The sequence below is a fragment of the Agromyces luteolus genome, from assembly GCF_009729855.1.
Classification (GTDB): Bacteria; Actinomycetota; Actinomycetes; order Actinomycetales; family Microbacteriaceae; genus Agromyces; species Agromyces luteolus.
Window position 1 is genome coordinate 266,955 of the sequence record NZ_WODA01000002.1, and the last position, 25,383, is coordinate 292,337.

At 73.4% G+C, this 25,383-nt stretch carries 20 protein-coding genes; 12 read left to right on the forward strand and 8 right to left on the reverse strand.

Features of this window, described 5'->3' with window-relative positions; translation table 11 throughout:
- Positions 1-458: 458 nt before the first annotated feature.
- The gene (locus GLX25_RS01445) at positions 459-1,736 is read left to right on the forward strand and encodes an MFS transporter (RefSeq protein ID WP_155840412.1); all 1,278 of its coding nucleotides are present in this window, start codon (positions 459-461) and stop codon (positions 1,734-1,736) included.
- Between the two features lie 144 nt (positions 1,737-1,880).
- Here the strand turns inward: GLX25_RS01445 and GLX25_RS01450 are convergent, their stop codons facing one another.
- On the reverse strand, positions 1,881-2,447 hold the full coding sequence (locus GLX25_RS01450) for a dihydrofolate reductase family protein (RefSeq protein WP_155840413.1): 567 nt from the start codon (positions 2,445-2,447) through the stop codon (positions 1,881-1,883).
- A 66-nt stretch (positions 2,448-2,513) separates the two neighbouring features.
- Here GLX25_RS01450 and nucS point away from each other — a divergent pair, with 66 nt between their 5' ends.
- From nucS to GLX25_RS01465, 3 genes are all read left to right on the forward strand, one after another.
- Positions 2,514-3,209, forward strand: coding sequence for an endonuclease NucS (nucS, locus tag GLX25_RS01455; RefSeq protein WP_166548320.1), 696 nt, complete (start codon positions 2,514-2,516; stop codon positions 3,207-3,209).
- A gap of 103 nt (positions 3,210-3,312) precedes the next feature.
- The gene (locus GLX25_RS01460) at positions 3,313-3,999 is read left to right on the forward strand and encodes an HAD hydrolase-like protein (RefSeq protein WP_166548321.1); all 687 of its coding nucleotides are present in this window, start codon (positions 3,313-3,315) and stop codon (positions 3,997-3,999) included.
- A gap of 336 nt (positions 4,000-4,335) precedes the next feature.
- A complete protein-coding gene (locus GLX25_RS01465; RefSeq protein WP_155840414.1) occupies positions 4,336-7,143 on the forward strand; it encodes an immune inhibitor A domain-containing protein in 2,808 nt (935 codons plus the stop codon).
- A 93-nt stretch (positions 7,144-7,236) separates the two neighbouring features.
- On the opposite strand, the gene GLX25_RS01470 is transcribed toward GLX25_RS01465, so the two are convergent.
- A complete protein-coding gene (locus GLX25_RS01470; RefSeq protein ID WP_166548322.1) occupies positions 7,237-7,917 on the reverse strand; it encodes a TetR/AcrR family transcriptional regulator in 681 nt (226 codons plus the stop codon).
- A gap of 154 nt (positions 7,918-8,071) precedes the next feature.
- Between GLX25_RS01470 and GLX25_RS01475 the strand changes: the two genes are divergently transcribed.
- From GLX25_RS01475 to GLX25_RS01490, 4 genes are all read left to right on the forward strand, one after another.
- Positions 8,072-8,995, forward strand: coding sequence for a carbohydrate kinase family protein (locus GLX25_RS01475; RefSeq protein WP_155840416.1), 924 nt, complete (start codon positions 8,072-8,074; stop codon positions 8,993-8,995).
- A 231-nt stretch (positions 8,996-9,226) separates the two neighbouring features.
- Positions 9,227-10,966 carry a hypothetical protein gene (locus GLX25_RS19075; RefSeq protein WP_155840417.1) on the forward strand — a complete coding sequence of 580 codons (1,740 nt, stop codon included), beginning with the start codon at positions 9,227-9,229 and terminating at the stop codon, positions 10,964-10,966.
- A gap of 92 nt (positions 10,967-11,058) precedes the next feature.
- Entirely contained in the window at positions 11,059-11,580 is a 522-nt protein-coding gene (locus GLX25_RS01485) for a hypothetical protein (protein WP_155840418.1), read from the forward strand.
- 68 nt (positions 11,581-11,648) lie between these two features.
- Positions 11,649-12,785 (forward strand): DUF998 domain-containing protein, encoded by a 1,137-nt coding sequence (locus GLX25_RS01490; RefSeq protein WP_155840419.1) that lies wholly within the window; start codon positions 11,649-11,651, stop codon positions 12,783-12,785.
- Here the strand turns inward: GLX25_RS01490 and GLX25_RS01495 are convergent.
- The gene (locus tag GLX25_RS01495) at positions 12,773-13,300 is read right to left on the reverse strand and encodes a DedA family protein (RefSeq protein ID WP_271192334.1); all 528 of its coding nucleotides are present in this window, start codon (positions 13,298-13,300) and stop codon (positions 12,773-12,775) included. The two genes, GLX25_RS01490 and GLX25_RS01495, sit on opposite strands and share 13 nt — an antisense overlap.
- A gap of 151 nt (positions 13,301-13,451) precedes the next feature.
- On the opposite strand from GLX25_RS01495, the gene GLX25_RS01500 reads away from it, so the two are divergent.
- On the forward strand, positions 13,452-14,987 hold the full coding sequence (locus tag GLX25_RS01500) for a leucyl aminopeptidase (protein ID WP_155840420.1): 1,536 nt from the start codon (positions 13,452-13,454) through the stop codon (positions 14,985-14,987).
- A 45-nt stretch (positions 14,988-15,032) separates the two neighbouring features.
- Here the strand turns inward: GLX25_RS01500 and GLX25_RS01505 are convergent, their stop codons facing one another.
- The 5 genes from GLX25_RS01505 to GLX25_RS01525 form a co-directional block, all read right to left on the reverse strand.
- The gene (locus tag GLX25_RS01505) at positions 15,033-15,704 is read right to left on the reverse strand and encodes a DUF2461 domain-containing protein (protein ID WP_155840421.1); all 672 of its coding nucleotides are present in this window, start codon (positions 15,702-15,704) and stop codon (positions 15,033-15,035) included.
- 13 nt (positions 15,705-15,717) lie between these two features.
- Positions 15,718-16,254, reverse strand: a complete 537-nt coding sequence (locus tag GLX25_RS01510) for a glutathione peroxidase (RefSeq protein ID WP_155840422.1) — start codon at positions 16,252-16,254, stop codon at positions 15,718-15,720.
- A 112-nt stretch (positions 16,255-16,366) separates the two neighbouring features.
- Positions 16,367-19,324 (reverse strand): helix-turn-helix transcriptional regulator, encoded by a 2,958-nt coding sequence (locus GLX25_RS19080; protein ID WP_271192335.1) that lies wholly within the window; start codon positions 19,322-19,324, stop codon positions 16,367-16,369.
- A gap of 122 nt (positions 19,325-19,446) precedes the next feature.
- Entirely contained in the window at positions 19,447-19,632 is a 186-nt protein-coding gene (locus GLX25_RS01520) for a hypothetical protein (protein WP_155840423.1), read from the reverse strand.
- Between the two features lie 414 nt (positions 19,633-20,046).
- Positions 20,047-20,772 carry a pyridoxamine 5'-phosphate oxidase family protein gene (locus GLX25_RS01525; protein WP_155840424.1) on the reverse strand — a complete coding sequence of 242 codons (726 nt, stop codon included), beginning with the start codon at positions 20,770-20,772 and terminating at the stop codon, positions 20,047-20,049.
- Positions 20,773-20,849: 77 nt separating this feature from the next.
- Here GLX25_RS01525 and pdxR point away from each other — a divergent pair, with 77 nt between their 5' ends.
- From pdxR to GLX25_RS01540, 3 genes are all read left to right on the forward strand, one after another.
- Positions 20,850-22,358 carry a MocR-like pyridoxine biosynthesis transcription factor PdxR gene (gene pdxR, locus GLX25_RS01530; RefSeq protein ID WP_155840425.1) on the forward strand — a complete coding sequence of 503 codons (1,509 nt, stop codon included), beginning with the start codon at positions 20,850-20,852 and terminating at the stop codon, positions 22,356-22,358.
- 44 nt (positions 22,359-22,402) lie between these two features.
- Positions 22,403-22,897, forward strand: coding sequence for a LysM peptidoglycan-binding domain-containing protein (locus GLX25_RS01535; RefSeq protein ID WP_155840426.1), 495 nt, complete (start codon positions 22,403-22,405; stop codon positions 22,895-22,897).
- Between the two features lie 85 nt (positions 22,898-22,982).
- Positions 22,983-25,121 carry a S9 family peptidase gene (locus tag GLX25_RS01540; protein ID WP_166548323.1) on the forward strand — a complete coding sequence of 713 codons (2,139 nt, stop codon included), beginning with the start codon at positions 22,983-22,985 and terminating at the stop codon, positions 25,119-25,121.
- The last annotated feature ends 262 nt before the right edge of the window (positions 25,122-25,383 follow it).

Consider the following 25,383-nt stretch of genomic DNA (forward strand, 5'->3'; position numbering starts at 1 on the left):
CGCGCGTCGAGGTGACCCGATCATCGTAACGAGCGGGGCGAGCGGATGCCGCGGGGCGGCGACGACGGGCGTCGACCCGGCCGTCGGACTCCGACTGCGGACTCGGGCGGCGGACTCGGGCGGCCGACCCGGGCGGCCGACTCGGGCGCGGACCCGCGGCGCCGCCCCGGGCGCGCGTGCACCGCGGACATGGACGAGGACGGCACCCCTTCCGGTGGCATCCGTCCTCGATTGCGGTCATCATCACACGACCGGCGCACGCGCCGGTACCCCCCGTTTCGCCCCCATCGGCGTGTCGCGCCCGGCCGGCACGATCTCGCGCTTGCACCCTGCGCGCGCCCGGTCTATCCTCGAATCGATTCGACTCGAATCGATTCGACCCACGACGCCGATCCCGGCCCGCAGACCACCCCGACGACGAGGCAGTAATGTCGCAGCACCGAGACCACGCAGACACCATGAGCGAGCACGACCAGCACGCACCCGGAACCGACGACGCCGAGACGCGCGCCGCGGCATCCGCTCGCCCTCGCCACGAACTCGTCGCGTGGCGGAACGCGATCTTCGCGATCTTCTTCCTCTCCGGCTTCGGCCTGGCCAGCTGGGTCGCCCGCATCCCGGCGCTCCGCGACGCCGTCGGGCTCAGCACGCAGGGCGTCGGGCTCGTCATCCTCATGGGCTCGATCGCCTCGATCGTCGGCCTCGTCGCGGCGCCGTGGCTCATGGCGCGCTTCGGCGCGCGCCTCGGCATGATCGGCGTCCTGGCCACGGCCGCGGCGGGCCTCGTGTCGGTCGGGCTCGGCGGCTCGGTGCTGCCGAGCGTCGCTCTCATCGTCGTCGGCCTCGCGCTCTTCGGGTTCGGCAACGGCGCCGTCGACGTCATGATGAACGTCGAAGGCGCAGAGGCCGAGCGCGAACTCGGCAAGACGGTCATGCCGCTCATGCACGCGTTCTTCAGCTTCGGCACGGTCGCCGGCGCGGGGCTCGCGGCCGCGGCATCCGCCCTGGGGATCGCGACCGCGATCCACCTCGGCGTCATCGCCGGCTTCATCGCCGTCGGCGTCGTGATCGCGGTGCGGTTCGTCCCCCTCCGCGAGGAGCTCGGCGACGACACGCACGCCGATACTCCGCGCGAGCCGCTCGGGGTCCGCATCCGCCGCAGCCTCTCGGTCTGGACCGACGTCCGGCTCCTCCTCATCGGCGTGGTCATGCTCGGCATGTCGTTCGCCGAGGGCAGCGCCAACGACTGGATCGCCCTCGCCGTGGTCGACGGCCACGGTCTCGACGCGACGACGGGCGCCGCCGTCTTCACCGTGTTCACCATCGCGATCACCGCTGCCCGTGTGCTCGGCGGCCCGTTCATCGACCGCTTCGGCCGCGTGCTCATGCTGCAGGTCATGGCCGGCATCGGCGTGATCGGCCTCTCGCTCTTCATCTTCGGCACCGAGCCGTGGATGCTCGTCGTCGGCACCCTGCTCTGGGGTATCGGCTGCTCGCTGGCGTTCCCCGTCGGCATGTCGGCCGCGGCCGACGTGCCCGATCGAGCGGATGCCGCGGCTCGCGTCTCCGCGGTCGCGATGATCGGCTACTGCGCGTTCCTGGTCGGACCGCCGCTCATCGGGTTCCTCGGCGAGGAGTTCGGCATCCTGAACGGCATGCTCGTGCTGCTCGGCCTGATGGTGATGGCCGGCATCGCCGCGCCCGCGGCGCGCGAGCGGAGCCGCCGCGTCGGCTGACGCCGTCGGCGCCGGCCGACCCGGCGGCTCGAGCCCACGAGTCGTCCAGGTACCGCCGAGTGATACGGGTTCCGCCGACTGATACCGGTGCCGCGGCATCATTCGGCGGTAGCGGTATCACTCGATGGCACCCAGAGGCGGCGCTCAGCCGCGCGGCCGATAGCGGAGGCCGACGACCCCGCCGGCGAATCCGCGCTCCTCGACGAGCTCGAGGGCCAGCCGCACGGGCGTCGGGAACGCCGGGGTGCCCGCGCCGACGACGACCGGGTGCACGTGCAGCGACACCTCGTCGACGATCCCGGAGGCGAGCGCCTGCGACGCGAGCTCGGGCCCGCCGACGGCGACGTCGCGGTCGGATGCCGCGGCGAGCGCGCGCACCTCGTCGGGGTCGAAGGTCCGCGAGAGCCGCGTGCGCGGCGCGTTGGCGAGGTCCTCCTCCTCGAGGGTGCGCGAGCACACGACCTTGTCGGCGGCGGCCCAGATCCCGGCGAAGTCGCGCACGGCGCCGCCCTGGTCGGCCACGTCCATGACGTCCCACGCGCGGAGCACCTCCCAGACGCGCCGGCCGAGCACGAACGTGCCGACGTTCCGCACGTCGTCGTTGACCGCCGCGTGCACGTCCTCGCCGGGCACGGCCCAGTCGAAGCGGCCCTCCCGATCGGCGACGTACCCGTCGAGCGACATCTGGTTGCCGTAGACCACGCGCCCCATGACGCCCCCGTCCGTCGTGGGCCGCGCCCACGGCGACCCGCCCCACGTCCAACGTAGACTCGTCGGGTGCGTCTCGTCATCGCCCGCTGCTCCGTCGACTACGCCGGCCGGCTCTCGGCGCACCTGCCGCTCGCGACCCGCCTCCTCATGGTGAAGGGCGACGGAAGCCTGCTCGTGCACTCCGACGGCGGCAGCTACAAGCCGCTGAACTGGATGAGCCCGCCGTGCACGCTCGCCGCGGGCGAGCCCGACGACGACCAGCGCGCGGCGGGCGTCACCGAGGTGTGGAAGGTCACGCACGCGAAGACCGCCGACCAGCTCGTCGTGTCGATCCACGAGGTGCTTCACGATTCGGCGCACGACCTCGGCGTCGACCCGGGGCTCGTGAAGGACGGCGTCGAGTCGCACCTGCAGCGGCTGCTCGCCGAGCAGATCGAGCTGCTGGGCGACGGCTACCGGCTCGTGCGCCGCGAGTACATGACGGCGATCGGCCCGGTCGACATCCTGGCGACGGATGCCGCGGGCGCCTCGGTCGCGGTCGAGCTGAAGCGCCGCGGCGACATCGACGGCGTCGAACAGCTCACCAGGTACCTCGAGCTGATGAATCGCGATCCGCTGCTCGCGCCCGTGACGGGCGTGTTCGCGGCGCAGGAGATCAAGCCGCAGGCCCGTACGCTCGCGGAGGACCGCGGCATCCGCTGCGTCGTGCTCGACTACGACGCGATGAAGGGCGTCGAGAGCGGCCACGCGCGGCTCTTCTAGCCCGCGTCGGGTGCCCCGCCCCTGGTGCCGCCGACGCCCGGCATTCAGCCCGCACACAGCATTCCCGAGTGTTCCTCGGATTTCGTGCGCCTAGTATGACGCGGTGACTTCCCTCCTCCCCGCAACCACCGTCGCTCCCCCGCGCGAGTGGTCCGCCGTGCTGTTCGACCTCGACGGCACGATCATCGACTCCGCGAGCGAGATCATGGACTCCCTCGCCCACATGTTCACCGAGATGGGCGTGCCCGTGCCCGATCGCGAGACGCTCCGCTCCTACGTCGGCCCGCCCCTGCTCGACAGCCTCCGCATGACCGCGGGCTTCAGCGACGTCGACGCCTGGGAGGCGCTGAACGTCTACCGCGACCACTACGACGACCACCTCCTGCACTCCCCCGTCTTCCCCGGCGTCGAGGGCGTGCTCCAGGCCGTCCAGGCCGCCGGCCTGCCGATCGCGCTCGCCACGAGCAAGCCCGAGTCGATGGCGCGCGCGGTGCTCGCGCACACCGGCCTCGAGCGGTACTTCACGGTCATCGCGGGCGCCAGCGACGACGAGGAGCGCAGCACGAAGGCCGACGTCGTCGCCGAGGCGCTGCGCCGGCTGGACGGCCTCGGGCTCGACACGTCCGACGCGGTGATGGTCGGCGACCGCGGCTACGACGCGCTCGGCGCGGCCGCCCACGAGATCCCGACGATCCTCGTCGAGTGGGGGTACGGCTCCCCGGCCGAGGCCGCCGACGCCATCGCCGTCGTGCACTCGGCCGACCAGCTCCGGGCCCTGCTCGTCGGCTGACCGCCTCGGCCCCGGCGAGCCGCCGGGCATCCGCTCGCCGCTGCTCCGACGTGCATGAGGATCCGCCCGACAGGCGCCCGAGGACGGCCGTCGGGCGGATTCTCATGCGCCGCCGCTCATGACGGATGCTTCGACCTCGCCCGGATCCGTCGAAGCATCCGTCGTCACGCTCCCCTTGAACGCGAGAAAACCTCGATAGCAACGATTCGGGGTCCCTCCCATCCGGACCCTTCCCTCCGCCCCCGGATGGGGGGCAGGATGCCGGGTACGTCCGCCCACCGGCGGACGACGTTTCGTGTCCCGCGGTCACCGTCGCGGGCACTCGGAGGGAGAAGCATGTCAGGGAAGACCAGCCGCGCGCGTCGTCGCGTGGTTGCGACGATCCCCGTGCTCGCACTCGCGGCCGCCGGCTTGGCGACCGTGGGAACGAGCACGGCGACCGCCGCACCGGCACCGGTCATCGGTGCCGATGAGTACTACATGAACTACGCCGCCCCACGGGCGGAGGCCGCGTTCGAGACCGACGAGGCGCTCGACGCGACCGTCGACGGCGCCGCCGCGAAGGCGGGGAAGGTCAGCGGCTCGGTCGCCGAGCTGTCGGACGCGCTCGACAAGAAGTACGCGCAGGGCAACCCGGCCACGGCTCGCCAGCTGGCCAAGCTCGAGGCGAAGTCGATCAAGACCGGCAAGAGCCCGAAGGCGCTGAAGCAGGCGAAGTCGACGCAGGAGGCCAAGCTCCTGACGATCCTCATCGAGTTCAACGACGAGGCGAACGACGACTTCACCGACGTCCAGGTGCCCGAGTACTGGGGCGCCTCGACGTGCAAGCCCGGCGAGGTCGTGAACGGCCCGCTGCACAACAACATCCCGAACCCCGCCGACTACCCGGAGCTCGACAACAACTCCATGTGGGTCGAGGACTTCTCGCCGGAGCACTTCGACAAGATGCTCTTCACGGACGAGGGGATCACCGAGCGCGTCCGCACCGACCTGACCGGCCCCGACGGACAGCCCGGCATCGACATCTCCGGCTACACGATGAAGTCGATGTACGAGGAGATGTCGCGCGGGGCGTACACCGTCACCGGTGAGGCCACCCAGTGGGTCACCCTGCCGCACTCCGAGGGCTGGTACGGCGCGACGACGTGCTTCATGAACGACGAGGGCGAGTGGGAGGCGGGCGCCTACCAGGGCATGCAGGGCCACCCCGACAACCCCATCGGCGCGAACGCGCTGCCGATCCACGCGGTCGAGGCGCTCGCCGCCGCGCAGCCGGACTTCCCCTGGGCCGACTACGACATCGAGGACCAGGCCGACCGCGACGGGGACGGGAACTACTCCGAGCCCGACGGCGTGATCGACCACGTCGTGCTGGTGCACGCCGGTGAGGACAAGTCCGGCGGCGGCGGTGCCGAGGGCACCTACGCCGTCTGGGCGCACTCCTCGGCCGTCGCCGGCGGCGCCGACATCCCCGGCACCGACCTCAAGCTGTCGAACTACATCGTGCAGCCCGAGGACTCGGGCGTCGGCGTGTTCGCGCACGAGTACGGCCACGACCTGGGCCTCCCCGACCTGTACGACGTCTCCGGCGCCGGCAGCTCCGACGTCGACTTCTGGGACCTGATGTCGTCCGGCTCGCACTCCGGCCCGATCTTCCAGTCGATGCCGACGCACATGGGCCTCTGGGACAAGTGGGTCCTCGGCTGGGCCGACCCCGAGGTCGTGAACCCCGGCGACGACCCGCGGACCATCAAGGTCGGCCAGACCTCGCGTCCCAAGAAGGGCACCGAGGACGGCATCAAGGTCAACCTCCCCGACAAGGTGATCACCCTCGCGGACGCGCACAGCGGCGAGGACATGTGGTACTCCGGCGCCGACCAGGACTGGGCGGACATCCGCCTCAGCCGTTCGGTCGACGTGCCCGCCGCAGCGGACGCGAAGTTCTGGATGTGGAACGACTACGTCATCGAGGCGGACTGGGACTACGGCTTCATCGAGGTCTCGACCGACGGCGGCACCACCTGGAGCCAGCAGAAGGTCTACGACGAGAGCGGTGCCGAGGTCTCGACGAGTGACGCCTACGGCGACCCGAACAACCGCCTCGCCGACTACGGCGGGCTGGAGTACGGCCTCACGGGCGACACGCACGGTTGGCAGCACCACTACGTCGACCTGACCCCGTACGCCGGCACCACCGTGCAGCTGCGCCTCCGCCAGGCGACCGACGCCGCCTACCTCGACCGCGGCTGGTTCGCCGACGACTTCGAGCTCGTCGCCGACGGCGCGACGGTCTGGAGCGACGACGTCGAGTCGGGCGACAACGGCTGGACCCCCGAGGTGTCGACCTTCGTCGACACGACCGGGCCCGGCTGGCGCATCGACACCGGCACCTCGGTCAAGGCGCAGTACTACCTCGTCGAGTGGCGCAACTTCGACGGCTTCGACGAGGGCCTGAAGTACGGCTACAACACCGTCTACAGCGACGGCGCCTGGAAGGTCGAGAAGGTCGCCTACAACGCGCCCGGTGCCCTCGTCTGGTACCGCGACACGACGTACGGCAACTCGAACCAGATCATCTCGAACGAGGCGGCCCTGCCGAGCTACGGCGCGAAGGGCGGTCTGCTCATCGTGGACAGCCACTTCGACCCGCTGCAGCGCACGGGCGCGGCGGCCGACGCCGACCCGACGACCCTGAACGTGATGCCCTCGCGCGCGCAGTCGTCGAACGCGGCGTTCGGCCTCACCGGGACGCACCCCTTCACGGAGTGCTTCACGGTCGCCGGCTCCGACACGGAGTACTGCACCGACGTCCCGTCCCTGCCCGCGGTGAGCACCTTCACCGACGACCAGGGCTGGGTGCCCGGCTTCGCGGTCCGTCCGTCGGACGGCGCGCTGTTCTACCGCGACCGCGACGCCTCGGTGGTCGTCCCGTCCGTGGGCAACGCGCCGTACTCGGTGCCGCTGACCTACCTCGACGGCACGCCGGCGACGGAGTACTACGGCCTCGACATCGGGCTCGGTCCGTTCGGCTCGGGCGACCCGGCCGACGACGGCGTGGGCTACGGCACCGTCATCTCGGTGAAGAAGGCCCTGACCGGCAACACCGCGGCGCTCATCGAGGTGACCCCGCCCTCGGCGGGCTGATCCCGAGCGACCCGAACCGGCGAGGCGCCGGCCCCCTCGGGGGTCGGCGCCTCGTCGCGTGTCGGGATTCTGCGCGGCCGACAGGTCGGCCGCTCAGCCGCGGGCGATCGGGGCGGGCGCGAGCAGCCCGTCGAGCAGTCGCTCGATGCCCCAGGCGAACCGACCGGCGGGATCGTCTCCGAGTCCGCGGGAGCGGTCGCCCAGTGGGAACGTCTCGGCGTCGTCCCAGAGGGTGGCGGATGCCGCGGGCGCAGGCCCCGGGTCGGCGGCCGTCGGCCCCCCGGGCGAGCGCTCCTCCTCGGCCGCGTCGAACGCGACGGCGCCGAGCACGTGCACGCGCACGGCGTGCGTCGCGCGGCTCGCCGCGACCGGGTCGAGTCCCGCGTCGGCGAAGGCCGCGAGCAGGCGTTCGTCGAGCCGCCGCGCGTTGGGTCCGTCGAGCGGGGTCGCGAGGAGCAGTCCGACGGCCCCGGGACGTTCGACGAGGATCGACCGAAGGCCCTGGGCGAGCTCGACGACTCGGGTGCGGGCGTGCTCGGGGGTCGCGGCGCCATCCGCTTCGCTCGTGTCGACCCGGCCGAGCAGCTGCTCGACCATGCCGGCGAGCAGCGCGCCCTTGTTCGGGTAGTACGTGTACATCGCGGTCGGCGTCAGCCCGAGCACGCCCGCGACGCCGCGGACGGAGACCGCCTCGAACCCCTTCGTCTCGAGCAGCGCGAAGGCGGCCTCGAGGATCTCGGCGTGCGTGAGGCTTCGTCGGGGTCCGGGTCTCATGGGGCCTTCCGTAGGGGACTCGACACACCGTACAGCGTTGCGGCCGACCCGTCGGCCCGATCGCGGTCGCATGGACGCGGGGGCGCCCGCGTGCCACGCTGGAGTCGGGCGGCGGGGAGCCTCCGCCCGGACACGTGACGAGGAGGTCGAGCGGATGACGCAGCCGGACGCCGCACGGATCACGGTCGTCGGCGATGCCCTGATCGACGAGCTGCGCGACCCGTCGGGTTCGCGTGAGTTCGTCGGCGGTGCCGCCCTCAACGTCGCGGTCGGCCTCGCCCTCCTCGGCGAGGACGTCACGCTCGTGGCGATGCTCGGCGACGACGAACCCGCCCAGCGCATCCGCGCCTTCCTGGCCGACTACGGCGTGCGACTGGTCGAGAGCCCGTCGGCCCTCGGCACGTCGCGTGCCGTCTCCGACCGCAGCGAGGGCGGCGAGCCGCGGTACGTGTTCAACGACGCCGCGCAGCACCGTCGCCTCTCGTTCGACGCCGACACCCGCGAGGCGCTGGGCGAGGCCGACCTCGTCGTCGTGAGCTGCTACCCGTTCGACGACGCCGAGCAGGTCGACGCGCTGCTCGACGCCGTGCGCGAGCCCGAGCGGCGGCTCGTCGTCGACGGCAACCCGCGCGCGGGCATGCTCCACGATCGGGACGCGTTCCTCGCGGCGTTCGAGCGCGTCGCCGCCTCGTCGCTGCTCGTGAAGGCCGGCGACGAGGACGCGGAACTGCTCGCCCACGAGCCGCTCGATGCCTTCGTGCGGCGACTCCGCCCGGGCCGGTCCGAACGGCCGGCGGTGCTCGCCACGGCCGGCCGGAGCGGGGCCGACGTGCACCACGGCGACCTCGACGTCCACGCCGACATCGTGGACCTCCCGGGACGGGTCGTCGACACCATGGGCGCGGGCGACGCGACGCTCGCGGCGATCGTCCACCACGTCGCCCGCGACGGCATGCCGGCCGATCGGGCGGCCTGGGAGGCGGCGCTCGGCGAGGCGATGACGATCGCGGCCGCGACCGTCCGCCACGAGGGCGCGCTGCTCCGCACCGGCGCGACGTCGCCGCAACTGGGAAGCTGACGCGCCGAACGGGGGTATTGCATCGGCCCCGGGACCGGGTCGTAGACTCGGCCCAACCGCTGATGGCGACATCGGCCCGGTGCGCACCCCCGATCGGCGCCCACCCCCGCGGACCCGATCTCGGCACCGTGCCACGCCGGAGGCGAGCCGAGTTCCCCGGCGCGCGCCACGAGACCCGCGTCGGATCGCCGTGCGCCCACCCACGCGCACGGTGCGACGAGAGGAGTGGCAGTGCCCGATGCCGCCGGCGGCCACCCGGCCACCTCGCCGCTCGCGCTCCCCGTCGTCGCCACCCCGACCGACGACCGGCTCATCAGCTCGGCGCGCGCGGGCGACGGCTTCGCCGTGACGCGGCTCTGGCATCGGCACGAGCCGGCCGCGGCCGCCGCCGCCGCCGCGACCCCGGGTTCGGCCGACGTCGAGTTCGTCGTCGAGGCCGCCGCGGCGCGGTTCTCGGCCTCGATCCTGGCGCCGACCGCCCCCGCCGGGGCGATGCGGCCGCACGTCCTCGCGGCGGTGCGCGAGGCCGCCTCCGCCGCAGACGGCCGTGGCGGTTCGACCGTCGGCCCGGCCCCGGCGCTCGTGGCGCCGGCGGCGTGGTACGCCGACGACCTCCCGGCCGGGCTCGCCGACGGCGAGGCGATCGCCGTCTCCTACACGTCGCTCGGCACCGCCGCCCAGGAGGCGCTCTGGCTGGCCGAGATCGACGGCCTCCCCCCGGTCGAGGTCGCCGCCGAACTCGGGCTCACCTCCACCGAGACCGAGGGCCTCGTCGCGACCGCGCACGAGGGCATCCGCAACGCCTGGATCCGCCAGGTCGGCGCCGCCGTCCCGGCCGGAAGCGACTGCGACGGCGTGCTCGCCGAGCTCGGCGCCCCCGGCACCGGCGGGCACCGTGTGCCGGGTCGTGTCCGAGCACACGTCGAGTCCTGCGACGGATGCCGCGCCGCGGCGTTGCCCGCGGCCGAGCTCGCGCATCGACTCGTCGGGCTCGTGCCGCTGCTCGTGCTGGGCGGACCCTCCGGCATCGCGTTCCTCGAGGCGACGCGAGCGGGCTCGTCGGCCCGGGTGCTGGCACCGATCCCGCCGCTCGAGCGCCACCGCGGCGCCGTCGCGGCGACGACCGTCGGCGCCGCCGCCGGAAGCGCAGCGCTCGCGGCGTCGGGCGCGGCGTCGGCGAGCGCGGCACCGACCGGACTCGCGGCGACCGTCGGGAGCCTGGTCCGGTCGATGGCACGGATGCCCCGCACCCCGCTGCTCGCGACCAGCGCGACGCTCGCCGCCGCGGCCGCCGCCGTCGTGGTCGTCGCGGCGATCTCCGGCGGCACACCGGGCCTCGGCTCGCTCGATTCCGTTCCGAACGCCGACGGTGGTGCGGCCGACATCTCGGCACCGCCCACCGGCCGGGCCGCCCCGGAGATCATCTCGACGGACGTGCCCGCCGACCCCCGGCCGACGCCGGACGATGAGGCCGGACCCGCTCCCACGAACGAGGCCGCGCCGGACGCATCGGCACCCGACGGGTCCTCGCCCCCCGCCGACGGCGGATCACCGGGAACGGGCACGCCCGACGCCGACGCCGACTCCTCCCCTCCGCCCCAGCAGGAACCCGGGAGCGCGCCGGCGCCGGCACCCGACGACGGCGTGACCACCCCGGTGGGCGGGCCGACCGCTCCCGCGACCGGGCTCTCGTTCTCGGTCGGCGAGCCGGGGGATGCCGGATGGCGCCCGCTCACGGTCGCCGGCCCGCCCGGCGCAGCGTTCACGATCTTCGACAAGGGCGCCGTGCTGATCCAGGGCGTGCTCGACGGCACGGGCACGGCGAACTTCGCCATCCGCGGGTCGGTGAACGGCCTCACGATCGGCTACACCTCGAACTCGGTCACCGCAGGCGGGGGCGACACGACCAGCGCGAAGTCGTCGGCCGTCAAGGAGAAGGGCCCGGGCGGGCCGCCCGGCGCCACCCAATAGCAGTCGTCCATCGGATCGTCGACCCGCTCCAGCCCGTCACCTCGACGGGCTAGGATCGCATTCCATGCTTTCGCAGCGATCGGGGGACGCACGTGGATGACCTGAACACCGGCACGACCGGGAACGAGCCGGGGATCAGCCGACGGGCGGTCGCGAAGGCGGCCGCATGGAGCGTGCCCGCCATCCTCGTCGCCGCGCCGGCTCCGGCGTACGCCGCGAGCGGCGGCGGTGCTCCCGGCGGCGTGACGCTGGCCTCCGTCGTCGGCAGCTGCGGCACCGGCCCGACCGGGACGATCAGCGTCACCCTCCCGAACCTGCCGGTCGGGTCGCTCATCCAGATCTCCCTGACGCACTCGGGCCAGGGCGGGTTCGGCGCCACGCCGAACTTCACGCCCACCAGCCAGAGCGGCACGACCTACGTGATCACCGGTGCCGGCGCGAACTTCACGGGACAGTTCGGCATCACCTTCTCGCTCGGCACGAACCAGCAGGGCACCGTGACGGCCACCGTGACGGCGATCTCGGGCGTGACCGTCGAGGGCGACGCCACCGGCTTCGTCACGAAGCGACGCGACGGGAACAGCAGCAACTACAACCAGTGCTCGGCGGGCTGACCGGCTGACTCGGGGCCCGCGGGCTCCGGTCCTTCCCTCCGCGCGCCCGCCGTCCCTAGCATGACGACATGACCGCGTCATCGCAGGCCGCGCCCGTGGCGGATCCGTCGCCCGGCGCCCCCGCCACCACCGAGGCGCCCGTCGGGCGTCGTGTCGCCGTCGAGACCGAGGCGGTCGTCGGCGGACTCATCGCCGCGGCAGTGACCGGGCTCGCGGCCGCCGTGGTCTTCGCGGGCGACGTCTGGCCGCTCTGGGGCGGCTGGTCGGTGGGCGCGGTCGCCGCGATCGGCGTGCTCGCGAGCGGCATCCTGCTCGGCGCGGTCGGCTACTGGCGCTCGCGGAACCTCCCAGGGCAGGAGTGGCGTCACGAACTGGGGCCGTGGAAGTTCTCGCTCGACGTCGCGACGGTCTCGACGGTGCACGGCATCATCGCCGCGATCCTCACGGTCGTCACGTACACGATGCTCCAGCGCAGCTTCGAAGGGCTCGTGGTCGACGCACTGACGGGAACCGGCGCGGTCGCGGCATCCGCCGGCCTCGCCGGGTACTGGATCTCCCTGTCGGTGTCGGCGATCACGACCAACCGGCTCGCGTCGCTGCTGGTGTTCTTCATGGCCTCGGCGACGCTCGCGAGCATGGCCACCGCGCAGGATCCGCAGTGGTGGGAGTACCACTTCAGCAAGCTCGGCACGGCGAACGACTTCTCGAGCGGACTCTTCAACATCGCGCTGATCGTGGCCGGCGGGTTCGTCACGACGTTCGCGCTGTACGTCGACCGCGACCTCAGGATCCTCGTGCAGCAGGGCGTGCTGCGGCACGCGTGGGCGCCGCGATTCATCTCCGTCGCGTTCGTCGTGATGGGCGTCCTGCTCGCCGGCGTCGGCGTGTTCCCGTTCGACGTGAACCTGGCGCTGCACAACGCCTGCGCGATCGGCATGTCGCTGTCGTTCCTGACGCTGCTGCTCACCGCGCCCTTCACCCTCGCCGGCATGCCGGGGCGGTTCTTCTGGTTCTGCGGCGGCGGCGCCGCGCTGCTGCTCGGCGGCGCGATCCTGTTCGAACCGGTCGGCTACTACAACCTGACGGCGTTCGAGCTGCTCGCGTTCGCGACGATCTTCGGCTGGATCTCGGTGTTCATCCGGTTCGTGAACGCACTCGTGCGCCACGACGCGATCGCGTCCTACGACGGCGGCTACTCGGTCTGACCGGCCTCGTCGGGCAGGATCGGCTCCACGGCGTCGGCGTGCCGCGCCGAGATCGCGCGCGCCTTGCGCGTGGCGAACTCGATGAGCACGAGGAGCGCGGCGACGGCGAGCACGCTGACGATCGCGGCCACCGGATCGCGCTGGGCGGCCTGGATGATCGCGTTCACGGTCGCGAGCCCGAGGACCCCGTAGAGCGTGGCCCACATCGCCCCGCCGACGACGAGCGCGGGGATGTACTTGACGAGCGGCATCCGCAGCACGCCGGCCGCGAGGTTGACGGCGGTCTGGAACCCGACCGTGAGGAACGACAGCGCGACGACCGGGGCGCCGAACCGCTCGATCACGGCCTCCGCGCGGGCGAGCTGCGGAGCCATCCGCCCCCGCCGTTCGAGCAGCCGCTTGACGCCGGCGCGCGAGCCCCGACCGAGTGCGTAGGTGCCTCCGGCACGGAGCAGGACGATCAGGAACAGGGCGCCGATCGCCGCCGGAAGGGGCCAGCCCTCGAAGATCTCCACCGCACCGCCTGTCGCCGTCGTCGACCGCCGGGGGCGGCGACCGCCGCCCGGACGTCGCGGTCGTGGGTACTCCCCGAGTCTATCGTCGTGATCCCTTCCGGGCCCGGCGGTGCCCCGATACTGTCGGACCCGAACGTGTGGAGGGAACATCATGACGCGGAACCCGGTCAAGCTCATCTCCGAGGGCTTCTCGCCCGTCCCCTCGCTCGAGGCGTACGACGCGGTCGAGGTGTCCGCCGTCGACGAGTTCGGCGGCGGCACGGGCGGCGCCGGCCTCGACGCGATCGGCGTGCTCGTCTTCGACGAGGGACCGCTTCCCGAGGGCATCGGCCTCGACCGCGAGGCCCTCGCGCGGGCCGGGTTCGAGGCCAAGCCGGGCCAGGCGCTCATGCTGCCGCAGCCGGGGCACAGCCTGATCATCGTCGTCGGCGGCGGCCCCGAGGCCGAGGCGACCGAGGCCACGCTCCGCGATGCGGGCGCGGCGTTCGTCCGGGCGGTGAAGAAGGCGACGACCGTCGGGCTGCGCGTGCCCTCGATCGGGTCGACGGATGGCGCGGCCGCGGCGCGCGCGCTCACCGAGGGCGTGCTGCTCGGCCGCTACCGCTACGACGCGCTCAAGGCCGAGGCGCGCGAGCCCGCGCTCGAGCGGGTCGAGTTCCTCCTCGACGGCGTGGACGCGGGGGCGGCATCCGCCGGCATCGCCGAGGGCGTCGTCACGGCCCGCGCCACCGCGATCGCGCGCGACCTCGCGAACACGCCGCCGAGCCATCTCACCGCGAGCGACCTGGCCGAGGTCGCCGAGCTGCTCGGCGGCCGGTTCGGGTTCGACGTCGAGGTGTTCGACAAGGAGCAGCTCATCGAGCTCGGCTGCGGCGGCATCCTCGGGGTCAACGCGGCGAGCGCGGAGGAGCCGCGCATGGTCGTCCTGAACTTCCTCCCCGAGGGCACGTCGACCGGGCACCTCGGCCTCGTCGGCAAGGGCATCATGTACGACTCGGGCGGCATCAGCCTGAAGCCGAGCGACCCGATGCACCTGCTCATGAAGATGGACATGGGCGGGGCGGCAGCGGTCCTCGGCGCGTTCACCGGGCTCCGCGACCTCGGCGCGACCGCCCGCGTGACGGGCTGGCTGATGTGCACCGACAACATGCCGTCGGGCTCGGCCTACAAGCTCGGCGACGTGCTCACCGCGCGCGGCGGGACGACGGTCGAGGTGAAGAACACCGACGCCGAGGGGCGCCTCGTCATGATGGACGGCCTCGTGCTCGCCACCGAGGAGGGCGTCGACGCGATCGTCGACATCGCGACCCTCACGGGCAGCGCGCTGCGCGCGCTCGGCGAGACGCACTCGGTCGTGCTGGGCACGAGCCAGCCGCTCGTCGACCGACTGGTCGAGGCGGGCGACGCGACGGACGAGGCGACGTGGCAGTTCCCGCTCGTGCGCAAGTACCGCAAGCTCATGGACTCGGACGTCGCCGACATCGCGAACCTCGGCGGCGTGAACGCGGGGGCGACCACGGCGGCGCTCTTCCTCGCGGAGTTCGTCGGCGAGACCCCGTGGGCCCACCTCGACATCGCCGGCACGATGAGCGCCGACAGCGACGACTCGTGGCGCTCCAAGGGCGCGACGGGCTACGGCGCGCGACTGCTCGTCGAGGTCGCGAAGGGCTTCACGCCGGTCTGGTGACGGATGCCGCGTGCCGACGCCGCGGCCCGGCGTCGCCGCGACGCGTCAGACGGCGGGCTCGGCGTGCGTGCCGACCCAGCCCAGCAGCGGCTCGACCGCGCGCCACACGCGATCGAGGTCGGCCATGGTGGCCTCGGCCGGGAGGGTGGCGAGGCCGGCGAAGTGCGTCAGCCGCAGCAGGCGGATGCGCGGGTGGTCGCGATCGAACCCGCGCGGCGCGGTCTTCAGGAACGGACCGGCGAGCTCGAGCCCGTCCTGCTCGATCGACCGCACGACCTCGTCGAGCGCGGCGGCGGCGGGCCCGTCGGCCGCGATCGCCTCGCGTGCGCGCTGCAACTGCTCGCGGGACGGCTCGTACAGGCCGCCGCCGGCGTGCAGCCCCTCCACCGCGATCGAGACGTAGACTCCGCCGACGCGGCCCGCGGTCATCGCACCGTTGAGCTTGTACGGCGACTTGTCGGCGCTGAAGCGGACGTCGCGGTTCGGCCGGAACACCTTCGCCGGGCCGTAGCGCTCACCGGCGACCGCCGCGAGCCGTTCCAGCGGCATCCGGACGAATCGCTCGTACTCGGATCGATGCGCCTGCCACCAGTCGCGCGAGTTGTCGGCTTCGAGGCCGGCGTAGAAGGCGAAGGCCTCGGGCGGGAACAGGCGCTCGTCGGGCGCGAACCCGTCGCCGGGGCCCATCGACCCGTCGGGCAGACGATCCGCGGTCACGATCGGCCCCGGCTCACTCGGCTGTGGACCGGCCGGCCCCGGCGTCACCTGCACCGCGGCCCGCGGCGTCGGGAAGCGCCGCCTCGATCGCGGCGACGATCGCGGGATCGTCGGGCTCGACCGCCGGGCGGAACCGGAGGACCTCGCCGTCGGGGAGGACGAGGAACTTCTCGAAGTTCCAGGTGACCCGGCCGGCCTTGCCGGAGGCATCCGCCGCCTGCTTCAGCTCGGTGTAGAGCGGGGACTCGCTCCGCCCGTTGACCTTCACGCGGTCGAGGATCGGGAAGGTGATGCCCCACGTGGTCGAGCAGTACTCGCTGACGGCCTCGTTCGTGGAGAGCTCCTGCAGGAACTGGTTGCTCGGGAAGCCGAGCACGGTGAACCCGCGGTCGCCGTACCTGCGCTGCAGCTCCTCGAGCCCGCCGTACTGCGGGGAGAGCCCGCAGCGGGATGCCACGTTCACGACGAGCCTCACCTGCCCGGCCCAGTCGCCGAGGGTGCGGGTCTCGCCGGTCATGGTGCGGAACGGGATCGTCTCGAGCTCGGTCATGCGTCGCTGCTCCTCCGGTTCGGTGCATCCACGGTAGCGCGCAGCGCTGGGAGTCGGCTCGCAGTTCCGGGGATCGGGCTCCGGTTGCGGGCCGTCGACGCCGCTTCGGGCGTCAGTGCGTCGCGCGCGCCAGGTAGACCGCCTCGGTGCGACTCGACGCCCCGAGCTTCCGGAGGATCGCCGACACGTGCACGCTCGCCGTCTTGCCGCTGATGTAGAGACGCTCGCCGATCTGCCGGTTGCTGAGGCCCTCGGCGATGAGGTCGAGCACCTGACGCTCGCGAGCGGTGAGCTCGGCGACCGCGTCGGCCGGGTCGTCCGCTCCGGCCACGCCCGCGGCGCCCTGCCGGGTGTCGCGGTGCGTCGCGCCGTCGAGCGCGAGGCCGGCCTGCATCGCGACGCGCGCGGTGCGCGTCTGCACGGCCGTGACGCCGCCCTCGACCGCTCCGTCGAACGCTTCCTGCAGCGCGTCGCGCGCGGCCTGCCGTTCGCCGCCGTCGAGCAGCGCCTCGCCCAGGCGCAGGAGCGCGTACGGGCGGAGGAACCTCGGCGCGGTGTCGGCCGTCGCCCGCTCCGCGGCCGCCCGCCACGCGGCATCCGTCGGCGCCAGTTCGGCCTCGACGAACGCCTTCCAGAGCGGATGCGTCGGCCAGAACGAGAGCCGGTCGATGAGCGCTCGCACCTCGGGCTCGGCGTCGAGGATCTCGGCGGCCTCGGCCTCCGAGACCCGCGCCGGGTCGGCGCGGACCGCCGCGATCACGCGGGCGAGCGCCCAGAGCAGGGGCTCCGCGTAGCCGGCGAGCGGCAGCACCTCTTCGCGCAGCACGCCGCGACCGTCGCGCCACGCCTGCGACAGGTCGCCGACGGCGAGCGCGATCTCGACGGCGACCCGGCCCACGGCGAGCCGCGTCTGCATCTCGACCTGCATCACGGGTAGCATCGCCGGGCGGACCTGGCGGAACTGGGCGGCCGCGTGCTCGGCATCGCCGCGCCACACGAGCGCCCAGAGCTTCGCGCGCTCGAGGTACGTGCGGACGGGACCGGGCGGGTCGAGCGCGAGCGCGCGTTCGATGAGCGCGTCTGCACGGTCCCATTCCCCGAGCGCGAAGAGCGGGTCGACGGCGTTCGAGGCGAGGATCACGCCCGAGCTGCGCTCCACGCCCTGCGCCCGGGCGCGCGAGAGGCCCTCTTCCGCGAGCCGGACGGCCTCGGGGAAGTCGCCCACGAGGTAGCGCAGGTCGGAGGCGTTGACCCAGTAGCGCAGCAGCGCGGCGCCGTCGCCCTCGGCGAGCTGACGCGAACGCTCGATGTCGGCGAGCCCGCGTTCGACCTCGCCGCGCGACGCGCGGCTGACGGCGCTGATGTTCATCGCCACGGAGGCGTACCGGGCGAACCCGAGCGAGCTCGCGAGCTCGTACGCGGCGTCGGCCGTCTCGACGGCCTCGTCGATGCGGGCCTCGATCATGAGCCGCCCGGCGAGCCCCGTCATGATGGTGGCGCGCAGCTCCTCGGAGTCGTCGTCGGGGATCGCGGCGAGCGCCTCCTCGAGGATCTCGATGGACCCGCCCCGGCCGACGTTGGCGAGGTAGAGCGCCTTGTCGCGCAGCAGCCGCGGGTAGTTCGGATCGCTCCTGGGGCACTCGGCGAGCGCGAGCTTCACGAGGGCGACGCTGCGTTCGCCCTCGCCGGCGTGACGCAGCTGGGAGGCCGTGCGGCCCATGAGCTCGAGCTTGGTCATGCCGGCGATGCGCTCGGCGTCGGGCACGGTCTCCCACAGCTCGAGCGCACGTTCGCCGAGCTGGGACGAGGTCGCGTAGGCGACCGCGGCGCGGGCCTCCCGCATGGCCTGGATCGTCGCGGGGAACGCGCGCACGGGGTCGCGGGCACCGAGCCAGTGGTATGAGATCTCCGCTGCCAGGCGGCGGCCGCCCGCGGCGGCCTGCGCCTCGTACGCCTCGGCGTAGCGGGCGTGGAACCGCGCCCGCTCGCCGGGGAGCAGGTCGGCGAGGATCGCCTCGCGCACGAGCGCGTGGCGGAACGCGTAGTCGTCGCCGTCGATCACGAGCACCCCATAGGTGACGGCCTCGCGAGCCGCCGACTCGAGCGCCTCGTCGGAGCCGCGGTACACGGCGGCGAGCAGGGCGTGCGGCACGCGGACGCCCCCGGTGGAGAGCAGTCGCAGGAGCTCCTGCGCATCGTCGGAGAGCCGCTCGTAGCGTGCGAGCAGCAGGTCGCGCAGCGTCGCGGGCACGAAGCCCTCGTCGCGGCACCCGTCGATGCCGACGAGCTCCTCGACGAAGAACGGCACGCCGTCGCTGCGTCGGAACACGGCCTCGAGCACGCGGTCGCTCGGCGCCTCGTCGTCGATCAGCGTGCCCACGAGGGCGCGGACCTCGGCCTCGTCCAATCGGGCGAGCTCGCGCCGCTCGACCCAGCGGTCGCGCTCGGCCTCGGAGAGGAACAGGCGGAGCGGGTGGCCGCGCGTCACGTCGTCGGTGCGGTACGTGAGCAGCATGAGCAGGCGACTCGAGCCGAGCGAACGCAGGAGGAAGCGGAGCAGCGCGAGGGTCGCGGCATCCGCCCAGTGCAGGTCCTCGATGACGAGCACGATCGGGAGGTCGCGCGAGAGGGTCTCGAGCAGCACCGCGACGGCCTCGTGCAGCTGGCCGCTGCCGGCGCCGCCCGGCGTGACGACGATCTCGCCGGCGGTGACGGCGTCGGATGCCGCGAGCTCGGGCAGCAGGGCCACGAGCGCCGCACGCCCCGGGCCGACGGCCTCGAGCGCGCGCTCCGCACCGACCTGGGCGACGAGCTGGCGGAGGGCGCCCTTGACGGGGGCGTAGGGCGCGGCGACGTCGCCGAGGTCGACGCACTGGCCGAGGATCAGGCGGACGTCGGGGCCGAGGCCCGCGATGAACTCGGACACGAGCCGGGACTTGCCGATGCCGGCCTCGCCGCCGATGACGGCGGTCGCAGGCGTGCCGGCGCGCACGGCATCGAGCAGGCTGTTGAGCCACTCGAGCTCGGCGTCGCGGGCGATCATGGTGGGGCTCGACGAAGAGCTGGTCACACCCATATCGTCCCACGCACCGACGACAACGGCGCCGGCCCCATCGGGCCGACGCCGTGGCGTGGTGTCGTCGCTCGCGGCGGCCGCCGCGGCCGCCGCCGGACCCGCGCCGTCGTGCGCGCTCACCGCGCGAACAGCGGAAGGTGGAAGCGGCGGTGCGGCGCACGGACGCGACGGCCGCCACGGCCGGCGGCGGGCGCCTCGGCCTCGCGCTCCGCCGCGGCCTGCGCGTGCGCGATCCGCTGCTCCGCGCCGAGGAGGTTCACCTCGTGCACCTGCCGGGCGACGAATCCTGCCGAGTAGTCCATGGTGTCCTCCTGATCCGGGTGATGGTCCGAGGCTCCTCCCTGAGGTGCCCCGCGTTCATCGGGAGATGTGCGTATTTCGTGGGGCGGGGCCGCTGAGGTGGTCCTCAGGGCCCCGATCGATCGGATGCGGATGTCCGGGTCGCTCCGACCTCAGTGCGACAGTGTGGGCATGCGGTGGTAGCCGTCCCTGCGGAACTGGACCACCGACGCGATCACGGCACCAGCCGTGACGAGCCCGAGCACGAGCATCGCTGCGAACATCACGCACCTCCTTCCGTGTTTGTCTGCTTCGGTTTCCCGTCGGTTCCGGAAAGCTGCCGGTCCGGGTCGATGAGACGATGGTGCGCGCTGAGGTACCGGTCGCTCATCGGGAGTTCGGCGTATCTCCGTCGGCCGACCGGGCCCTGAGGCCCCTCAGGCGGCCGGCTCGGACGCCTCGTCGAGCGTCGCCGGAGGCGAGTCGCGCGTCGTCAGCGCACGCACCGATTCGGGTACGGGCGTGCCCGGAGGGGTCAGCCCCGAGGCGATCGGGGCGGCCCACCGCCGTTCGAGCGGCACGACGCCGGCCCATGCCGCGTGGTCCTCGCCGTCGCCCTCGTCCTCCGAGGGCCCGCCGGAACGCTGCTTCATGACCACGTCGTCGAGCGCGAGCCGCAGCACGCGCGTCGCGGCGACCTCCTTGCGCCGCATGCCGCGCACCTCGGCCGCGCGCCCCGGCATGAGCCGATCGGAGAGGGCGAGCAGCGCGGCATCCGCCTCGGCCTCGGGGACCGGTTCGAGGACGCCCTGCACGGTCGCGCTGCGGTAGTTCATCGAGCTGTCGAAGAGCGAGCGCGCGTAGACCAGCCCGTCGAGCGCGGTCACCGCGAAGGCGACGGGCGTGCGGGCGGATGCCGCGCGGAGCGCGAATCCTCCCCCGGTCGAGCCGTGCAGCACCACGTGCTCGCCGACGCGGGCGAAGCCCATCGGGACGACGACCGGCACGCCGCCCGCGACCACGGCGAGGTGGCCGACGAGCTCGGTGTCGAGCAGCTCGTGGAGTGCGAACCGGTCGACGGTCTCGCGGTCGGGCAGGCGGCGGATGCGGCGGGCCGGGGCCGGGGCGGTTCCGCTGGTCGGGCTCGGGGTGGTGGTGGACATGCGACCAGTGTGCGTCCGCCGCTGGTATGGTGAGCAGACCAGTTCTCGCCCAACCGAGCAGTCCAGTAGGGGATGTGATGGACGGACCGCTGCTCACCATCGACCGGGAGGACGAGCGTCCGCTCGGCGTGCAGCTCGTCGACGGGCTGCGCCGCGGCATCCTGTCGGGCCGGCTGCGGACCGGCGATCCGCTGCCGTCCACGCGCGCGCTCGCGGCCGAGCTCGGCGTCGCCCGCAGCTCGGTTGTCGCCGCATACGACCAGCTCGCCGGCGAGGGCTACCTCGAGGTGCGCCAGGGCGCTCCGACGCGGGTCGCGCCGCTCGCGATGCCGCCGGCTCCCCCGACCCGGACCCCCGGGTCGACGGTCGTCGCGGGTGCCGGCCCGGGCGCACCCGCGACGAGCGCCGGCACCGGTCTCGCGACGGCCGGCACCGGTCCCCGTGCGACCGTCGACCTGCGACCCGGGCGGCCGTCGACCGCGCGGCTGGACGAGCGCGCCTGGCGCGCGGCCTGGCGCGCGGCGGCCCGCCGGCCCGTGCCCGACGACACGGCGCCCGACTTCGGCGCACCACGGCTCCGCGCCGAGATCGCCGAGCACCTGCGGCACGCCCGCGGCGTGACCTGCTCGCCCGACGACGTCGTCGTCACCGCGGGCACGAGCGACGCCGTCGCGCTGCTGGCGACCGCGCTCCGGATCCTCGTCGACGGGACCCCGCGGGTCGCCGTCGAGCACCCCGGCTACCCCTCCGCGCGGCGCGTGCTCGTGCGCCGGGGCGCACTCGAGACGGTCGCCGTGCCGGTCGATCGCGACGGCATCGAGGTCGGCGCGCTCCGAGGCATCCGCCCCGCACCGCACGCCGTGCTCCTGACCCCGAGCCACCAGTACCCGCTCGGCGGCCGGTTGCCCGTCGCGACGCGGCTCGCCGTGCTCGAGTGGGCCGAGGCATCCGACGCCCTCGTCTTCGAGGACGACTACGACAGCGAGTTCCGCCACGTCGGGCCGCCGTTGCCGGCGCTCGCCTCGCTCGACCGGTCGGGGCACGCCGTGCTCCTCGGCAGCTTCTCCAAGGTGCTCACGCCGTGGCTGCGGCTCGGGTACCTCGTGCTGCCCGCGAACCCGGCGCTGCGCGAGGCCGTCGCCGCCGCCCGCGACGACGAGACCTGCCCGGTGCCGGGCATCGCGCAGGCGGCCATGGCCGAGCTGCTCTCGACCGGCGCCGTGCGGCGCCACATCGCCGCGGCGAAGCGCGACTACGCGCACCGCCGCTCCCTCGTCATCGAGGCCCTCGACGGCATCGACGGCGCTCCGCTCTCGGGCCTCGACGGCGGGCTGCACGCGGTCGTCGGCCTCGCGTCCGCCGGGGCGTCCGCTCGCGTCGTCGGCCGCCTCGCCGACGCCGGGATCCTCGTCGCGCCGCTCGCCGACTACTCGGCCGTGCCGGGCGAGGGGCCGTCGGGGATCGTGCTGGGCTACGCGTCGCCGCCCGACGCGCAGCTCGCGGGCGCGCTCGCGCACGTGCGAGCCGCCGTCGAGCATGCGCTCCGACCCGGCACTTCCCACGCCGCGCCGACGGCGCTAGCCTGACCCCGTCCGCGGTCCCGAACACCGCGGCGAATTCGGGGGGCGGTATGCGTCATCGGCGACCCGCGCGGCCGGCGACCCTGCTCGCGGCCGGGCTCCTGACCCTGTGCGGCGTGCTCACGCTGCTCGCCGGGTGCGCGCCGCCCGAGCGGATCGAGGCGGCGCCGGTCACCGTGACGGCCACGGTCACGACCACCGCGACCGCGACCATGACCGTGACCGCCGAGCCGCCGACGGGCGAGCCCGGTACCGCGCCCGTGCCGGATCCCGTCCCGAACGCCCCCGCGCCCGTCTACGAGTGGGGTCCGGCCGTCGACGACGGACCGATCCCGGGAGCGACCGGGACGCCCGAGCTCGATGCGGGCGGGGAGCCGGAACGGTACGTCATCGTCGCGGGCGACAGCTTCTTCGACGTGGCGCAGCGCTTCAACCTGCCGCAGCAGCAGCTCCTGCGCATGAACCCGCAGGTGCACGACTTCGGCGAGACCGTCTACATCGGCGACGTCCTCAACCTGGACTGGGAGAAGGCCGGCATCGGCTGACGGGGCCGGCCACGATGCATCCGCTCGCCCCTCGATCGTCGCGGGCGGATGCCGCGGCCCGGCCGGTCGGCGTACGGTTGACCCCGTGCTGACTCCTCCGGTGACCGACAAGCGACCGACCGAACGCAGCCACCACGGCGACGTGGTGATCGACCACTACGAGTGGTTGCGCGACAAGGACGACCCAGCGGTCATCGCCCACCTCGAGGAGGAGAACGCCTACACCAAGGCGAGGACGAAGCACCTCTCGCTCCTCCAGGAGCAGGTCTTCGACGAGATCAAGCACCGCACCAAGGAGACCGACCTCAGCGTGCCCACCCGCGAGGGCGACTGGTGGTACTACTCGCGCACGGTCGAGGGGCTGCAGTACGGCATCCACTGCCGCGTCGCCGCGCGCGCCGCCGACGACTGGGAACCGCCCGCGATCCCCGAGGACGGCTCGCCGCTGCCGGGCGAGCAGGTGCTGCTCGACGACAACGTCGAGGCCGAGGGCCACGAGTTCTTCTCGCTCGGCAGCTTCGACGTGACCGTCGACGGTTCGACGCTGCTGTTCGGCGTCGACGTCGAGGGCGACGAGCGGTACACGATCCGGCTGCGCGACCTCGGCGGCTCGGGTCGCGCGTTCGACGACGAGATCCCCGGCACGGCGGCGGGCGCGCTGTTCGACCCGAGCGGCCGGTACGTCTTCTACACGACCGTCGACGACGCCTGGCGGCCCGACACGGTCTGGCGGCACGAGGTCGGCACGCCCGCCTCGGCCGACGTGAAGGTCTTCCACGAGCCCGACGAGCGGTTCTGGCTGGGCGTCGGCCTCACCCGCAGCCGCCGCTACCTCGTGCTCGAGGCCGGTTCGCACGTCACGAGCGAGTCGTGGCTGCTCGACGCCGACGACCCGACGGGCGAGTTCCGCGTGGTCTGGCCGCGCCGCGACGGCGTGGAGTACGACGTCGAGCACGTCGTCGCCGGCGGCCACGACCGCCTCCTCGTCATCCACAACGAGGGCGACGCGGTGAACTTCGAGCTCGTGAGCGTCGCGGCCGACGACCCGCAGGGCGAGCGGCGGATGCTGCTGCCCCACGACCCGCGCATGCGCATCGAGGCCGCGCATGGCTTCCGCGACTTCGTCGCGCTCGAGTACCGCCGCGACGGGCTGCCGCGCGTGGCGATCGCCAAGGTCCCGCCGCAGGGCATCCCGGCCGACGCGACGGTCGACGACACCCTGCACGAGCTCGCCTTCGACGAGGAGCTCTTCTCCGCGGGCGTCGGCGCGAACCCCGACTGGGAGCAGCCGTCGCTGCGGATCGGCTACGGGAGCTTCGTCACGCCGTCGATGGTGATCGACGTCGACGTGGCATCCGGCGACCGCACGATTCGGAAGCAGCAGCCCGTGCTCGGCGACTACCACCCCGAGCGGTACGCGCAGAAGCGCGAATGGGCGACGGCGCCGGACGGCACGAAGGTGCCGATCTCGCTCGTCTACCGGCACGACCTCGTCACGCTCGGCGAGCCCGCGCCCACGCTGCTGTACGGCTACGGCTCGTACGAGCACGCGATCGACCCGGGCTTCGGGATCCCCCGGCTCTCGCTCCTCGACCGCGGCATGGTGTTCGCGATCGCGCACGTGCGCGGCGGCGGCGAGATGGGCCGGCTCTGGTACGAGCACGGCAAGAAGCTGCACAAGAAGCACACGTTCACCGACTTCATCGCCGCCGCCGAGCACCTGATCGACCGCGACGTCACGACGCCCGATCACCTCGTCGCGCAGGGCGGCTCGGCCGGCGGACTGCTCATGGGCGCCGTCGCGAACCTCGCGCCGCGCCTGTTCGCCGGCATCGTGGCCGAGGTGCCGTTCGTCGACCCGCTGACCTCGATCCTCGACCCGTCGCTGCCGCTCACGGTCATCGAGTGGGACGAGTGGGGCAACCCGCTCGACGACCCCGAGGTCTACGCCTACATGAAGTCGTACGCGCCGGTCGAGAACGTGCACGCGGTCGGCTACCCGCGGATCCTCGCGATCACCTCGCTGAACGACACGCGCGTGCTCTACGTCGAGCCCGCGAAGTGGGTGGCCCGCCTTCGGGAGGTCGGCGCCGATCCGCTGCTGAAGGTCGAGATGGCCGCCGGGCACGGCGGCGTGTCGGGCCGCTACGCGGCCTGGCGCGAGCGTGCGTTCGCGAACGCGTGGATCATCGACGCGGCGGGGGCGCATCCGAGCGGCGAGTAGCCACGGCATCCGCTCGCGCGCCGTGCGCGCCGTGCGCGCCGCCGTGCGCGGCGCCACTCGGCGGCCGGTACCGGTGGGTTCGTAGGACCACCGGCGGTCCGTAGGACGCGGAGGTGCGACTTCGTCCTACAGCACGCCGGTTGTCCTACGAACCCGCTCGTGATCCGGGGGGCGCATCCGAGCGGCGAGTCGTCGGGGCATCCGCTCGCGCGCGCTGGGACCGGAGACGACTTCGGCAGGATGTCGACGGCGCGACGCTCGA

What these genes read in the sequence shown, in the direction of transcription:
- GLX25_RS01445 (WP_155840412.1), top strand. Translation starts at nt 459, where the DNA reads ATGAGCGAGCACGACCAGCACGCACCCGGAACCGACGACGCCGAGACG.
- GLX25_RS01450 (WP_155840413.1), bottom strand. Translation starts at nt 2,447, where the DNA reads ATGGGGCGCGTGGTCTACGGCAACCAGATGTCGCTCGACGGGTACGTC.
- GLX25_RS01465 (WP_155840414.1), top strand. Translation starts at nt 4,336, where the DNA reads ATGTCAGGGAAGACCAGCCGCGCGCGTCGTCGCGTGGTTGCGACGATC.
- GLX25_RS01470 (WP_166548322.1), bottom strand. Translation starts at nt 7,917, where the DNA reads ATGAGACCCGGACCCCGACGAAGCCTCACGCACGCCGAGATCCTCGAG.
- GLX25_RS01475 (WP_155840416.1), top strand. Translation starts at nt 8,072, where the DNA reads ATGACGCAGCCGGACGCCGCACGGATCACGGTCGTCGGCGATGCCCTG.
- GLX25_RS01490 (WP_155840419.1), top strand. Translation starts at nt 11,649, where the DNA reads ATGACCGCGTCATCGCAGGCCGCGCCCGTGGCGGATCCGTCGCCCGGC.
- GLX25_RS01500 (WP_155840420.1), top strand. Translation starts at nt 13,452, where the DNA reads ATGACGCGGAACCCGGTCAAGCTCATCTCCGAGGGCTTCTCGCCCGTC.
- GLX25_RS01510 (WP_155840422.1), bottom strand. Translation starts at nt 16,254, where the DNA reads ATGACCGAGCTCGAGACGATCCCGTTCCGCACCATGACCGGCGAGACC.
- GLX25_RS01520 (WP_155840423.1), bottom strand. Translation starts at nt 19,632, where the DNA reads ATGGACTACTCGGCAGGATTCGTCGCCCGGCAGGTGCACGAGGTGAAC.
- GLX25_RS01525 (WP_155840424.1), bottom strand. Translation starts at nt 20,772, where the DNA reads ATGTCCACCACCACCCCGAGCCCGACCAGCGGAACCGCCCCGGCCCCG.
- pdxR (WP_155840425.1), top strand. Translation starts at nt 20,850, where the DNA reads ATGGACGGACCGCTGCTCACCATCGACCGGGAGGACGAGCGTCCGCTC.
- GLX25_RS01535 (WP_155840426.1), top strand. Translation starts at nt 22,403, where the DNA reads ATGCGTCATCGGCGACCCGCGCGGCCGGCGACCCTGCTCGCGGCCGGG.